This is a genomic window from Massilia mucilaginosa (assembly GCF_011682145.1).
Taxonomy (GTDB): domain Bacteria; phylum Pseudomonadota; class Gammaproteobacteria; order Burkholderiales; family Burkholderiaceae_D; genus Telluria_A; species Telluria_A mucilaginosa.
This window is the reverse complement of the sequence record NZ_WHJH01000007.1, coordinates 94184-107903: the sequence shown is the minus strand read 5'-3', so window position 1 is coordinate 107903 and position 13720 is coordinate 94184. Positions and strand designations below refer to the sequence as shown.

At 63.0% G+C, this 13720-nt stretch carries 12 protein-coding genes; 6 read left to right on the top strand and 6 right to left on the bottom strand.

Features of this window, described 5'->3' with window-relative positions:
• Positions 1–19 precede the first annotated feature (19 nt).
• The 4 genes from F2P45_RS09090 (at position 20) to F2P45_RS09075 (ending at position 3943) form a co-directional block, all read left to right on the top strand.
• Positions 20–1426, top strand: a complete 1407-nt coding sequence (locus F2P45_RS09090) for an L-cystine transporter (RefSeq protein ID WP_166873134.1) — start codon at positions 20–22, stop codon at positions 1424–1426.
• 93 nt (positions 1427–1519) lie between these two features.
• The gene (locus tag F2P45_RS09085) at positions 1520–2284 is read left to right on the top strand and encodes a histidine phosphatase family protein (RefSeq protein ID WP_166873132.1); all 765 of its coding nucleotides are present in this window, start codon (positions 1520–1522) and stop codon (positions 2282–2284) included.
• A 13-nt stretch (positions 2285–2297) separates the two neighbouring features.
• On the top strand, positions 2298–3227 hold the full coding sequence (locus F2P45_RS09080) for an NAD(P)H-hydrate dehydratase (protein WP_229504985.1): 930 nt from the start codon (positions 2298–2300) through the stop codon (positions 3225–3227).
• A gap of 293 nt (positions 3228–3520) precedes the next feature.
• Positions 3521–3943: a hypothetical protein gene (locus F2P45_RS09075; RefSeq protein WP_166873129.1), complete on the top strand. Its 423-nt coding sequence runs from the start codon at positions 3521–3523 to the stop codon at positions 3941–3943.
• A gap of 178 nt (positions 3944–4121) precedes the next feature.
• On the opposite strand, the gene F2P45_RS09070 is transcribed toward F2P45_RS09075, so the two are convergent.
• The 6 genes from F2P45_RS09070 to F2P45_RS09045 form a co-directional block, all read right to left on the bottom strand.
• Positions 4122–4493, bottom strand: coding sequence for a hypothetical protein (locus tag F2P45_RS09070; RefSeq protein ID WP_166873126.1), 372 nt, complete (start codon positions 4491–4493; stop codon positions 4122–4124).
• A gap of 109 nt (positions 4494–4602) precedes the next feature.
• Positions 4603–6699: a hypothetical protein gene (locus F2P45_RS09065; protein ID WP_166873123.1), complete on the bottom strand. Its 2097-nt coding sequence runs from the start codon at positions 6697–6699 to the stop codon at positions 4603–4605.
• 181 nt (positions 6700–6880) lie between these two features.
• Positions 6881–10111, bottom strand: coding sequence for an efflux RND transporter permease subunit (locus tag F2P45_RS09060; RefSeq protein WP_166873121.1), 3231 nt, complete (start codon positions 10109–10111; stop codon positions 6881–6883).
• 3 nt (positions 10112–10114) lie between these two features.
• Entirely contained in the window at positions 10115–11251 is a 1137-nt protein-coding gene (locus F2P45_RS09055) for an efflux RND transporter periplasmic adaptor subunit (protein WP_166873118.1), read from the bottom strand.
• A gap of 268 nt (positions 11252–11519) precedes the next feature.
• Positions 11520–11942 (bottom strand): divergent PAP2 family protein, encoded by a 423-nt coding sequence (locus tag F2P45_RS09050; protein WP_166873115.1) that lies wholly within the window; start codon positions 11940–11942, stop codon positions 11520–11522.
• Between the two features lie 103 nt (positions 11943–12045).
• Entirely contained in the window at positions 12046–12234 is a 189-nt protein-coding gene (locus F2P45_RS09045; RefSeq protein ID WP_166873112.1) for a hypothetical protein, read from the bottom strand.
• Between F2P45_RS09045 and F2P45_RS09040 the strand changes: the two genes are divergently transcribed.
• Both F2P45_RS09040 and F2P45_RS09035 read left to right on the top strand, forming a co-directional pair.
• Positions 12233–12436, top strand: coding sequence for a helix-turn-helix domain-containing protein (locus F2P45_RS09040; RefSeq protein ID WP_308613412.1), 204 nt, complete (start codon positions 12233–12235; stop codon positions 12434–12436). The genes F2P45_RS09045 and F2P45_RS09040 overlap by 2 nt on opposite strands.
• Positions 12437–12558: 122 nt before the next feature.
• The gene (locus F2P45_RS09035) at positions 12559–13599 is read left to right on the top strand and encodes a DUF475 domain-containing protein (protein ID WP_166873109.1); all 1041 of its coding nucleotides are present in this window, start codon (positions 12559–12561) and stop codon (positions 13597–13599) included.
• The last annotated feature ends 121 nt before the right edge of the window (positions 13600–13720 follow it).

The window sequence follows — 13720 nt, the reverse complement described above, 5'->3', positions numbered from 1 at the left end:
GCCCACTCAAGAGGCCCGCATGACCCTGAATTTCCCCGTGATCCTGAACCTGGCCGTCGCCCTCGGCGTGTGCTTTCTCCTCTACAAGATGCAGCAGGCGCATGCGTCGTTCACCAAGCGCGTGTTTACCGGCCTGGGCCTGGGCGTGCTGCTGGGCGCGGCGTTCCAGCTGATCTACGGCGCGCCCTCCCCCACCATCACCGAGACCAATGCCTACCTCGACATCGTCGGCACCGGTTACGTCAAGCTGTTGCAGATGATCGTGATGCCGCTGATTATGGTGTCGATCATCGCCGCCATCCTCAAGCTGCGCGACGCCTCCTCGCTGGGCAAGATCAGCGCGCTGACCATCGGCATCCTGATGGCCACCACCATGGTCGCGGCCGGCATCGGCATCCTGATGGCCGAGCTGTTCGGCCTGTCCGCCGTGGGGCTGACCGCCAGCGCCGCCGAAGTGGCGCGCGGCGACTATCTGAAAGGGCACCTGAACACGGCGCAGGCGATTTCGCTGCCGAGCATGATCATCAGCTTCATTCCGGCCAACCCCTTCCTCGACATGACGGGCGCGCGCAAGACCTCGACCATCGCGGTGGTGCTGTTTTCGATTTTCGTCGGCATCTCGGCGACCGGCATCGCGGCCAAGCAGCCGGAGATCTTCGACGCCTTCGAGCGCTTCATCAAGGTGGCGCACGCGATCATCATGCGCATGGTGACGCTGGTGCTGCGCCTGACCCCGTTCGGCGTGTTCGCGCTGATGACCCAGGTGGTGGCCGGCTCGAACATGGAGAGCATCGTCAAGCTGCTCGGATTTGTCACCGCCTCCTACAGCGCCCTGCTGCTGATGTTCTGCGTGCATCTGCTCTTGATCGGCGCATCCGGCCTGAACGCCGTGCGCTACGTGAAAAAGATTTTCCCGGTGCTGGCCTTTGCCTTCACCTCGCGCACCAGCGCCGGCTCGATTCCGATGTCGGTGCAGACCCAGACCGGCCGCCTCGGCACGCCGGAAGGCATCGCCAACTTCGCCGCCTCGTTCGGCTCGACCATCGGCCAGAACGGCTGCGCCGGCATCTATCCGGCCATGCTGGCGGTGATGATCGCGCCGACCGTCGGCATCGACCCGATGAGCTGGAGCTTCATCGTGCCGCTGATCGCGATCATCACGGTCGGCTCGGTCGGGGTGGCCGGGGTCGGCGGCGGCGCCACCTTCGCGGCGCTGATCGTGCTCTCGGCGATGGACTTGCCGGTGGCGCTGGCGGGCCTGCTCATTTCGATCGAACCCCTGATCGACATGGGCCGCACCGCGCTCAACGTGAGCGGCTCGATCACGGCCGGCACCGTGACCAGCCGCGTGCTCGGCCAGACCGACATGGCGGTCTTCAACAGCGACGCCGCCGTGAATCTCGATGCCGATGAGAAAGCAGCGTAAGCAAGACGCCACCACTGCTTGTATCGTGCGCTGAACTGCGGTCGAATCCGTCTATGATGACGCCGTGTCAACATTACAAGGGCAGGCGAATCGATGGAACAAAAGTGGCCGCAACAGATCTGGCTGGTCAGGCACGGACAAAGCGCCGGCAACGTGGCGCGCGACGCGGCGGAAGCGGCGGCCGGCCTGCATATCGACATCGCCGAGCGCGATGTCGACGTGCCGCTGTCCCCGCTCGGCGCCGAACAGGCGCGCGCGCTGGGAGCCTGGTTCGCTGCCATGCCCGCCAACGAGCGCCCCAACGTGGTGCTGCACTCGCCCTACGTACGCGCGGCCGAGACCGCCCGCATCATCATGCGACAGCTCGGCCCCGACAGCCTGATGGCGGTCCAGGTGGACGAGCGCCTGCGCGAAAAGGAATTCGGCATCCTCGACCGCCTGACCGTGCTCGGCATCGAGCATCGATATCCCGAACTGCACGAACAGCGCCAGCACGTGGGCAAGTTCTACTTCCGCCCGCCCGGCGGCGAAAGCTGGTGCGACGTGATTTTGCGCCTGCGCAGCATCATCGACACCATCACCCGCGAATTCTGCAAGGAACGGGTGCTGATCGTCGGCCACCAGGTCACGGTCAACTGCTTCCGCTACCTGTTCGAACGGCTCGACGAAGCGGCGATCCTGGCCTTCGACCGGGCCGCCGACGTGCCGAACTGCTCGGTGACGTCCTACAGTTTCAATCCGCACGACGGCAAGCACGGCAAGCTCGGCTTGCAACTGACCAACTTTGTCGCTCCCCTGGAAGCGGCAGGCACGCCGGTCACGGTTCAAAAAGATGTGCCCGCTGCTCCGAAAGCGTAGGCGCGCCGGTCCCATGGACATGCCGCTCGCCAGCACCCACATGATCACCATCGACAGCGCGGCCCTGCGCGCCTGGCCGCTGCCGATGCCGCCGGCCGAAGGCGACAAGGAGCGGCGCGGCCACGTGCTGATCCTGGGCGGCTCGTGCGAGATGCCGGGCGCCGTGATCCTGGCGGCCACCGCCGCCCTGCGCGCCGGCGCCGGCAAGCTGACCATCGCCACCGGCGCCAGCGTGGCGCAACTGGTGGCGCTGGCCATGCCGGAAGCGCGCGTGATCGGGCTGCGCGAAACGGCTGAAGGCGGCTTCGAGCGCGATGCGCTGGCCACGCTCGACCCGCTGGCCGACAAGATCGACGCGGTACTGATCGGCCCCGGCATGCAGGATGAAGCGGCCACGGCGGCGCTGGTGCGCGCCCTGCTGCCGCGCCTGGCGGGCACCAGCGTGGTGCTGGACGCCAACGCCATGGGCATCGTGACCAATCCCGACCTCGACCACGGCGACGCGGCGCCGTTCCGCTTCGACCAGACCGTGATCCTGACCCCGCACGCGGGCGAGATGGCGCACCTCTCCGGGCGCGCGAAAGAAGACATCCTGGCCGACCCCGACGGCGCGGCGCGCGCCGCGGCGCAGGCCTGGAACGCGGTGGTGGCGCTGAAAGGCGCGCGCACCGTGATCGGCGCGCCCGACGGCGGCCCCTGGCAGCATGAAGGCGGCAACGTGGGCCTGGCCATTTCGGGCTCGGGCGACACCCTGGCCGGCATCATCGCCGGGCTGGCGGCGCGCGGCGCCACCCTGGCCCAGGCCACCTGCTGGGGCGTGGCCCTGCACGCGCAGGCCGGCGAACAGCTGGCCCTGCGCTTCGGCGTGCTGGGCTACCTGGCACGCGAGATTCCAGCCGAAATTCCGGCCCTGATGGCGCACGCCGCGCGTTCCTCGACCTGAGGGAATGGGCGCGGCCGGTCGCAAAGTTTGATCCGTATCAAATTGCGCGGACATGGAGCTCAATCTACGTCATAAACGCAAATAAAGATGAACTGGCGCAGATGTTGAAAGTCTAATTTTCACAGTCGAATTCGCGCATCAGATAACGGGACCGCGTTAACCACGACGCCGGTTCCCTGATGGTCCTCGCCGGGCAGTGTTGCATGTCCGGCAGGATCGACCTGGCGCCGTTGCCTGCGGCAAGCTCGATGGACAGGCGGCGGTACTCAATTGTCGTGACCGAGGAGTAAACAATGAAACCATTCACAACCGCACCAAAAATCATCTTTAGCGCGGCGCTGCTGGCGTCGATGCTCGTGGCCTGCAAACGCAACGACACCCCTGCCACAGGGACGGGCGACACCACCACCACCACCACGCCGGGCACCACCTCGGGCACCAGCGGCACCGGCGGCACGACCGGGACCGGCGACACCGGCACCAGTGGCACGGGGACCAGCGGCACAGGAACCGGCACCAGCGGAACGGGTACCGGCGACACGGGCACCAGCGGCACCACGGGCGATACCGGCACCGGCACGTCGGGCACGAGCGGCACCGGAACGTCGGGAACATCGGGCACGAGCGGCACTTCTGGCACCGGTACCGGTACCAGCGGCACGTCTGGCAGCAGCACCACCGATACAACTCCGCCGGCAGATAAGGACAAGCGCTAAGCACTGACGGCGTCCACGAACCAGCATGCCGCCGTTTCTGCCAGGCGCAAAAGCGGCGGCGTCGCTATGCTGAAAAATCGCGCCCGCCAAGCGAGCACACCGGTATCAGACGAACTCGCGCTGTCGTCCTGGCGACGAAGAACAGGAGACATTGCGCAGATTGAACGGCGTATCGGACTCACTCCAAGGGAATAAGGCTTTCGGCATCGCCTTCGATCTGGAGAAACACGTCGGCGTACTGCGAGATCTCGGGATACTCCGCCTCCGGGTCGCACAGGACAAGGCAGTGGAGTTGTGCGGCCAAGTATCTGCCAAGAGCAGGAGAAGATGGCCAGGGGCTGGCGCCACGTACCCATACGCTGATTAAGCCATCCTCCATCGCTTGAAGCACGACAATCATCCCGCCCGATTTATAGATCCGCAGATCATAGTCCTCTGGAAGATCATCATCCCTTTCCAGTGGCCCGATCACGGTGGCGAGCAGTGCCAACACGGCGTCACGGTCGCTTGTCTTTGCAAAGGCTTCGATATCAAGTTGCGTCAGAGTCAATTCTCCCTGGAGTCGGTTTCATCGACCAAGCATTGTACGGTGCCGGCGCCAGGAGCGATACTGACACGCGCCATCCGCGCGCACGCATGCCCGGCATGGCGGCAAAGCATCAGAAGCGCACGTTCAGCCTGCGCTTGTACACCTCAAGCCGGTTGTGCGCGCGCGTGACGAAGTGCTGGTAAAAAAGCATCTCCGAGTAAAGTTCGCCGTACTGGCGGCCGGTCTTCGGATCGTCCAGGCGCGCCGTTAAAAAATAGCCATCGCTAGCCGGAAACTTCGTCCATCCGGGCGGCATGCGGCTTTCGTCCATGCTGTCGCCGACCAGATAGCCATAAAAGCGCTTTATCCGCCCGTCGGACTTTGCTGCCAGCAGGCGCGCATATTGCGCAAGATCGTTGATGTGTTCCTGCAGTTGAACCCCGGGCGCCTTGAATTCGATGATGATCGCGGCGCCTTCCTTGTTGAAAATGGCGATATCGGGACGTTTCAGATGATGCACTTCATTATTGATGCGGAACAGTCTTTCAAGACTCTCGTCGATATCCGCTTCGAACAGTTTTTGGTTATCCCAGGAAATTGACGATAGCGCTTTGTCCGATGCAATATGATCGTAGTAGTGATATTCCTCGTTGAGAATCCAGATATCATGATCGACCGTATCGTTGCTGTCCTTCCCTGTCGGGAAAAAGATATTGTGGATGATCTTTTCGTGATCGCGCCGTTTTCCGGGCGCGTCCTGCTGGCAGTCCAGCATGAGTTCCGTGGCGCGCTGCAAGACATCGAGCATGGCGGTGCGGCGCACCACCAGTTGCGACAGGTTCGCCATGTCCATTTTCTGGAGGCTGCTGGTGTAGCGCCATGACAGATCGGCGAGCACATTGCGAAAGTCGCTGCTGCGCGGGTCCAGCTTGAGCAGTTCCTGCTTCATGTCGACAAGCTTCGACGTGTCTTGCACGATCTCGTCCTGGAACCTGCGCAGCGTTCGTCTGGCGATATTTTCTTCGGTATCGCCGTAGTGGATTTTGATGTTGGCTTTCTCCAGCATGGCCCTGGAAATACCGAACTTCTCTTGCGTCGACCTGATCAGCGCCTCGCGATCGTAACCGGGTGGGGTCAGTATCGCGTAGACCGTATCTTCAAGCGACTCGATGATGTCCTGCAGCGAAAATTCTTCATCGAATTCCCTGGCATGGCTGCATTCGCTGGGCAGGTCGAAGCCGTCGCGTTGCACGTTCACTTTTTGATCGAGCAAATCGCCCTCGACTAGCAGGAGTTCGATCTTGCCGTCAATCGGCCTGCGCCGGTCTGCCGATGACTTCAAAAACCGTTTCGTCAGCGAGATGGCAATGGCGGAGTTGGCACAAAGAGCGACCTCGTGTTCAAGCGAGGGACTACTGGCCTGGTCCAGCGAATAGCGCGTTAATCGCAGCTCGCAAGCCTCGATATTGCTGCGGTGGTCGCAGCTCAAGCGGATCGGCAGCACCTGCACTGCGGTGGGCAGGTGCTCTGACGTGATCAGCTCTTCAACGCGGTTGGCGCCGGCAACTTCGGCAATCGCTACCGTGAAATTGCCAATGATTTTTTTCAAAACAATGAACCGCTGCATGAACGACGTGTTCAAGACATCATGCAGAGTGCGCGCGGAAAAATCGACGCGCAAAGTCGCCGGATCGAACAGTCCGGCGAATGTCCGTTTCGCCATTCCTTTGAGCGTGACGCAGGTGTTGATGTCGCCCGAGCCGGCTTGCGTGACAAAATCGCTTTCCGTGATTTCACGCGTCTCGGCATGTGCCCTGAGCGTGCGTCGGCAGCGGCTGCCCCCGGCGTCGAACACACTGTCGATATCGAGCTGCGAGAAGTAGTGGAAAAACTGGATCCGGCCCGCGCCCTTGCATTTGCCGATGCCCTGGATCAGCAGATAGTCTTTGTAGGTCGTATCTTTTGTTACGAAGGCTTTGACTTGCGCGTCGCCGAAACCTGCCCCGTTATCCTTGCACCAGACCACGATCTGCTCATCCGCATCGGGAAACAGCGAACCGTTCACGAACTCGACGCCAATCTCGATCCGCAGCGGCGGCGCCTGGGGGTCCGCGCTGCGCCGTATCAGATACGAGTCGATTGCGTTCGACAACAGCTCCTCGAACACCACGTAGCGCTTATGGCTGACGGAAGTATTCTTGAGGCCGCCTTTGATGTCTAGGGTCATGGGGAGTCATCTTGTCGAGATATCAGCGACACAGTATGGATCCGATTCGGTTCGATTGCAACGCACGGGAGGCGATCCCGAATGTGCGTTACAAATGTGCATCACGAAGGTGCGTCACGAAAGTGCGTCACGAAGGCGCATCGTGAGCGATGCGCCTTCGCTTAACTGCCTACCCTCTTGCTTACGCCCCCTTGTCGAGCGACACCACGCGCGGCGCCACCACGGTGCGCCGTCCCGTCACCAGGCGCACCAGCCACATCAGCGCGCGGTAGATGAAGCGGATGAAGGTGAGGAACAAGATCACTTCGGCGAAGGTCATCAGGAACGCCAGGAACGGGCCGAAACGCTCCGACCGGCGGCGGAACTTGACGCCCATGCTGTCGGTCTTGATTTCGATGCTGTCGTAGAAGGTCGGCACCACCAGCAGGGTCAGGATGGTCGAGGTGATGGTGCCGCCGATGATCGCGATCGCCAGCGGACGGTAGAACTCGCCGCCCTCGCCCAGCCCCAGCGCCACCGGGAACATGCCGGCGATTAGCGCGAAGGTGGTCATCAGGATCGGACGCAGGCGCGCGCGCCCCGCTTCCATCAGCGAATCCTCGCGGCTGTGGCCTTCACGCTCGCGCGCACGGGCCGCGTCGAGCAGCAGGATGGCATTCTTCGCCACCAGGCCCATCAGCATGATGATGCCGATGAAGCTCATCAGGTTGAGCGTGTTGTCGGTGATCAAGAGCGCCACCACCACGCCGATCAGGGACAGCGGCAGGGACAGCATCACCGCCAGCGGCGCGGTAAAGGAACCGAACTGCATCACCAGGATCAGATACATCAGCCCGATGCCCGATACCAGCGCAATGCCCATTTCGGTAAACAGCTCGTTCTGGTCCTGGCCGGCGCCGCCCAGCTCGCGGCCGTAGCCGGGCGGGTAGTCGAAGGTATCGGCCAGCTTCATGGCGTCGCCCGAGACTTCGCCGTTCGAGCGGCCCTGCGCATTGGCCGAGACCGAAATGGTGCGCTTGCCGTTCTTGTGCGAGATGCCGGATGGCCCTTTACCCATGGTAATGGTGGCGATCTGGTCGAGCGGCACCATCTGGTTGGTGCCGGTCACGGCGATCGGCAGGCGTTCGATGTTGTCGGCGCTGACCCGGTCGTCCGGATGCAGGCGCACCGCCACGTCGCGCGTTTCGCCGGTCGGGTCGACCCAGTCGCCCACTTCGACCCCGGCAAAGGCCACCCGCAAGGATTGGGCCGCGTCGTTGACCGAAATGCCCATCGAATTGGCCAGGCCGCGATTGAGTTCGATCTGCAATTCGTTTTTCGGGTCCTGTTCGGACAAGCCGACGTCGATCGCGCCCGGCACGCTGCGCAGTTTCTCCATGTAGGCGTTGGCGATGTCGAGCAGCTTGCGCGAGTCCGGTCCGGTGAACCGGATCTGGATCGGCTTGTTGGCGCCGTTGTTCATGTCGTCCAGCACCACGTACTCGGCGCCGACCAGCTGGCTGATCTTGGCGCGCAGCTCGACCGCGATCTCCTTGGCGCTGCGCGAACGGGTGGCGCGCTTGCCGATATCGACATACACCTTGCCGCCGCCGGTGTTGATGAAAGCGTTGGTATCCTTGGTTTCCTTGATCGAGCGCGCCAGTTCGGCCGCCTTTTCCAGCTTGGCGCGCGAGTATTCCACGCTCGACGAGGCCGGCGTGCGCACATCGATCAGCAACTGGCCATAGTCGGCCGCCGGCAGGAAGCTGGTGCCGCCCTTGGCACCCTGCAGGTACAGCGCGCCGGCGAAGGTCGCCACGGCGATCAGGGTCATCCAGATGCGGTGATGCAAGGCCCAGGCGATCACATGGCCATAGCCGTCGGCCTGGCGGTCGAACCACTCGTTAAAGTGATGCAGCACCTTGGAGATGCCCTTTTTCGGCGCCGTGTGGTGGTCCGGCGGGTCGCCCCAGTAAGCCGACAGCATCGGGTCGAGCGTGAAGGAAATGACCAGGCTGACCAGCACCGAGCAGGTCACCGTCAGCGCGAACGGACGGAACCATTCGCCGGAGACGCCCGGCATGAAGGCCACCGGAATAAACACGGCGATGATCGAGAAGGTGGTCGAGGCCACCGCCATGCCGATCTCGGCGGTGCCCTCCAACGCGGCCTTGCGGCGGTCGGAACCGCGCTGCATGTGGCGCACGATGTTTTCGCGCACCACGATCGCATCGTCGATCAGCACGCCGATCGCCAGCGACAAGCCGAGCAGGGTCATGAAGTTGAGCGTGAAGCCGCACAGCCAGACCGCGATGAAGGACGCGATCACCGAGGTCGGCAAGGACAAGGCCGTGATCAGGGTCGAGCGCCACGAGTTGAGGAAGGCGTAGACCACGAAAATGGTCAGCACGGCGCCGAACACGAGCGACTCGATCACATTGTTCAGGCTGCGCTGGGCTTCGTCGCCGCCATCGCGCGTGATTTCCAGCACGGTGCCTTTCGGCAGTTCCTTTTCCAGTTCCTTGATCAGCAGCTTGGCCTTTTGCGCCACGCTGACGGTACTGGCGTCGCGCGAGCGGGTCAGGGTGATGCCGACGTTCGGCTTGCCGCTGCGGATGCTCAGATTGTTGACCTCGGCAAAGCCGTCGCGGATTTCGGCCACCTGGGCCAGGCGCACGACTTCTTCGCCGCGGCGCTTGACCACGATCTGCTGGAATTCCTCGGGCGACTCGATGCGGCCCACCAGGCGGATGCTTTTCTCGTCGTATTCGCCGCGAATCTTGCCCACCGGCGCGTTGGTGTTTTGCGTGCGCAAGGCATTGACCACATCGGACACGGCCACATTGTATTCACGCAGCTTTTCGGCGCGCAGCAGGACCGACAGTTCGCGCCGCAGCGCACCGTTGACGTTGACCGTGGCCACGCCGTCGATGCCGCGGAAGCGGTCGGCCAGCACATCCTCGGCCAGGCGCGAGATTTCCGCGTGGGTCTGGCTGGTGGACGAGAGCGCCAGGTTCAGGATCGGCTGGGTGGCCGGGTCGAGCCGCTGCAGGATCGGTTCGCGCATCTCGGTCGGCAGCTTGTAGCGCACCGTGGCGATGGCATTGCGCACCTCGTCGGACGCTTCGATCAGGTTCTTGTCGAAGTTAAACTCCAGCCAGAACTGGGCATTGCCCTCGACCGCATTGGCATGCACATCGGTCACCCCGGAAATGCTGAGCAGCGACTTTTCGATGCGGTTGATCACCTCGCGCTCGACCGTGTCGGGCGAGGCGCCCGGATACGGAATATTGATCTGCAACACCGGCACTTCCACGTCCGGATTCTGGTTGACGCGCAGTTTGGTCAGGGCGATCAGGCCCATGCACATCAGGGCCAGGATCAGGACGATCGTCGCGATCGGCCGCTTGATGCTGAAATCGGAAAGGAACATGGCTTATTTCCCCTGCACGGCTGGTGCGGCGGCGGCCACCTTGCCGGGCGCGAGCTGGACGGTCTGGCCTTCCTTGAAGGTCGAGCTTGGGTTGCGCATGACGATGTCGCCGCTGGCCAGCCCCTGCCTGACTTCATAGTTGCCGGTGCGCGTGTCGCGCGGTCCGATCGCCAGGTCGACCTTGTGCAATGTCTTGTCCTTCAGGCGCCAGGCATAGGCCTTGTCGCCGGCCTTGACCAGCGCGCCTTCGGGCAGCATCAGCGCGGCCTTGGTTTCGGCCTCGATGCGCCCTTCCCCGTACAGGCCGGACACTTTCGGCACCGCCGAGCCGGGCGCGAAGGCGACCAGCACCTCGACCTGGCGCGTGACTTCGTTGGCGGCCGGGTCGACCCGCTTGACCACGCCGCGAAACTCTTCGCCGGCGTAACCGTTGATGCGAAAGCTGACCGGCTGGCCGACCTTGACCGCGCTGATGCGGTCGGCCGAGACGCGCCCTTCGAAGCGCATGCTGGACGGATCTATCACTTTCAGCAATTCCTTGCCGATCGAGGCGGTGTCGCCGGCCGAGACCTTGCGCTCGCTGACCACGCCGTCGAACGGCGCGCGCACCACGGTGCGGGCCAGTTGCTGGCGCGCCAGCGCGGCGCGCGACTTGGCGGCCGAGACTTCGCTCAGGGCCGTATTGCGCCGCACTTCGGCGTCATCCATGGCCTGGGCCGAGGTCATGCCCGAGGCGCGCAGGGTTTTCATGCGTTCGAGCTGGCGTTCGGCCTGGTCGAGCGCCTGCGATGCGGCGCGGGCCGACTGCTCGGCCGAGCTGAGGCTGTCGCGGATGGCGGTTTCATCGAGCTTGACGAGAATATCGCCGCGCTGCACCAGGTCGCCGTTTTCCTTGAGTACCTGCAGCACCACGGCCGAGACTTCGGCGCGCAGGTCGGCCTTGCGTTCGGGCTGGACCGAGCCGGTCACGACCGGGCCGGAGGCGAGTGCGTTCGAGGCGATGGTGAGCAAGTCTTCCGGAGCGACCAGCAGCTGAACGGGCTTGGCGTCCTTGCCGTCCTTGGCGGGGTCTTTCTCGCCTTTGCCGCAGGCGGAAAGCGCCGTGGCGATGGCGAGGACGAGCAGTGTTTTGCGCAGCATGGGATTCTCCGGGATCAAATCGGTCAGACGTCTGTATTCAGAATGAAAACAACCAGCCGCAAAGTATCCTTGAGACGACTATGGACGTCAATTAGCGATCTATTAACCTGACGGATTCGAGGGCTGAAGTGCGAAATTGCGGGACTGAACTGCAAAGTTGCCGTGGTAAACGGCAAGAATGGGACGCGCTTTACCGGTTCCCCATGCTGCGTCGCCCCCTGTCAGGGCGGCTCCCGGCGGGGCGACGGCATGAACGGCCAAGCAGGACTTAGAAGCGCTCAAACAAATGAAACACCGCAAACCCCATCCCGATGCCGGTGCAAATCCCACCGCTGATCTCGACCAGGGTATGCCCCATGCGTTCGCGCAGATGGGTGTGATCGGCGGCGCTGCCGGCCAGCCGGTTGATTGCCGCCGCCTGGCGCCCCACGTGCTGGCGCAGGCTGTTGGCATCGATCATCACAATGAACGCCAGGGTCACCGCCACCCCGAACGCCGGACTATCCATGCCCTCGCGCAGGGCGATCAGGGTAGCCATGCTGGTCACCACCGAACTATGGTTACTGGGAAACCCCCCATTCCCGACCAGATTGAAAGCCCAGCGCCGCTGGCGCGCACTATTGATCAAGAATTTGATCGGGCCCACCACCAGCCAGGTCAATACGGGCGTGATGAGGTAGCTGATGTCCATGCAGAGTCCTTGTTGTCGATTAAGCGCAGCCTTGCTGCGCAATTGACAATTATCGCAGATCGCGCCCGGGCCACGGCGATCTAAAAAAGCTCTCGATCATTCATTAGAGATGCAAAAAAAGAAACTTGTGAGACTGTGCGGCAATCCAGCGCTCGTGCTGTTTGTAATCCGAAACGATATAGGGCGGCGTCGGCGTGAGCAGGTTCCAGGTGCATTTGACGTTGCCGCTGGCGCTGGCGTAGGCGTCGGCCGGCGCAATCGGGCTGACCCCGGCGAACACCACGTCCGGCATGGTCACGCTGCAAGTGCCGGCGCGCACCGGGCCGGCTCCGTGGCCGCCGCGCCTGCTGCGCGACACCGATATCGACGTGCAGGGCATCGCCCTGATGGTCGGCTTCAACAATGCCGACAACTTCGCCACCGCCTTTCGCGAACGCGTGGGCGTGCCGCCGAGCGCCTACCGCAAGGCCAGCCTGGACGGCAACAGCGACTGAACGGCGCATGCACGCACGCATTCGGAGCGCTCATCGGGCGGGAAAACCTATTAGAATGACATCAGACCGCCGCACCGCCGGCGCCCGCCATTCGACTCGAAGTTTTCCCAGGGAATTTCCGCATGCGCCATTTCAGACTCTCCTTCCTCGTCACCTTCATTCTCATGTGCGTCGCCGCCTGGTGGGGCTACACCCGCGGCGGCATTCCGGGCCTGCTCAATGCACTGTGGATATCGGCCGTGCTGGGCGTGCTGGAAGTCTCGCTCTCGTTCGACAATGCGGTGGTCAACGCCTCGGTGCTGCGCCACTGGAACGACTTCTGGCGCAAGCTGTTCCTGACGGTCGGCATCCTGGTGGCCGTGTTCGGCATGCGCCTGGTGTTCCCGCTGGTCATCGTCTCGGTCGCCACCGGGCTCGGCCTGCTTGACGTGTGGACCATGGCGATCAACACGCCCGACGAATACTCGCGCCACCTGACCGAGAACCACGCCGAAGTGGCCGCGTTCGGCGGCGCCTTCCTGCTGCTGGTGTTCCTCAACTTCCTGTTCGACGAAGAGAAGGAACTTCACTGGCTCGGCGTACTCGAAGAGAAGGTGGGTAAATACGGCAGCGAGAGCCTGTCGGTCATGCTGACCCTGTGCGCGGCGTTCATGGCCATGTACCTGGTGCCGGAAGCGCGCAAGCTCTCCGTGCTCATGGCCGGCGTGCTGGGCGTGGTCATTTACGTGGGGGTGAACTGGATCAGTACCCTGCTGGAGGAAGAAGAAGCCGACCCGACCCTGGGGCAGATGGTCTCGCGCGGCAGTATCGGCGGATTTTTGTATCTGGAAGTGCTCGATGCGTCGTTCAGTTTCGACGGCGTGATCGGTGCGTTCGCCATTACCAGCGACGTGGTGATCATCATGCTGGGCCTGGCCATCGGCGCCATGTTCGTGCGCTCGATGACGGTGTATCTGGTCGACAAGGGCACCTTGCAGGAGTTCGTGTACCTGGAACACGGCGCGCATTACGCGATCGGCATCCTGGCGCTGATCATGTTCGCCAGCGTGCGCTATCACATTCCAGAGTGGTTTACGGGGCTGTCGGGCGTGGCGTTCATTCTGGTGTCGCTGTGGTCGTCGCTACGGTACAAGAAGCAGCAGGAGGCGCTGGGAGTGGCTTGACGTTAGCGCCGCCGCTTGCGCCCATGGCGCAAGCGGCGGCGCCAAGAACTGATCTACGCAGTATCCCTTTGACCTTGTGACAGAACGGCTGGGCAACGCGCAGCCTGACACCCGGCGTCGA